The organism is Campylobacter sp. RM9331 (assembly GCF_020137685.1).
Taxonomy (GTDB): domain Bacteria; phylum Campylobacterota; class Campylobacteria; order Campylobacterales; family Campylobacteraceae; genus Campylobacter_E.
On sequence record NZ_JACGBA010000057.1, the window covers coordinates 1 to 774 of the forward strand.

The window sequence follows — 774 nt, forward strand, 5'->3', positions numbered from 1 at the left end:
CAATTAATTGAATTAAAAAATGTCTTAAATAAAATGCTTGATACTTTAGAAGAAAAAGTTGGAGCTAATACAAACTCAATTGAAAAGATATTTGATGAATATAGCCAAAACGACTTTAGAAATGAAATAAAAAATGCTAAAGGTAGAGTAGAACTTGCAACTAATATGTTAGGTAAGCAAATAAGAGATATGTTAAAAACAAACCTTGAAACTGCAAGAAACCTACAAGATAAATCTAAAATACTAAAAACAAGTGTTAGTGATATAAACGAAGGTGCAAGAAAGCAAGCAAGTAGCTTACAAGAAAGTGCAGCAGCAGTAGAAGAGATGAGTGCATCTATGCATGCAGTAAATCAAAAATCAAACGAAGTTATTAAAAACGGAGAAGATATTAAAAATGTAATCACTATGATTAAAGATATAGCAGAACAAATTAATCTACTTGCACTTAATGCTGCAATAGAAGCTGCAAGAGCAGGTGAGCATGGAAGGGGCTTTGCTGTAGTTGCTGATGAAGTAAGAAAGCTAGCTGAAAGCACTCAAAAATCACTAACAGAAATAGAAGCAAGTGTTAATGTATTAACTCAAGGTATAAATGATATGAGTGAAAGCATTAAAGAACAAACTCAAGCAATATCTCAAATAAATGAAGCAATAAGTAGTATAGATGAGCTAACACGCGCTAATGTAGTAGTAGCTGATAATACTAATAAAATATCAGATGAAGTAGATTTAATGGCTAGCATTGCTGTTGAAGCTGTTATGAAGAATAAA

At 31.1% G+C, this 774-nt stretch carries 1 protein-coding gene; it reads left to right on the forward strand.

The window, feature by feature from the left end:
• Window positions 1-774 (forward strand): methyl-accepting chemotaxis protein (locus tag AVBRAN9331_RS09745; protein ID WP_336612929.1); only part of this gene is annotated, 774 nt, incomplete at both ends.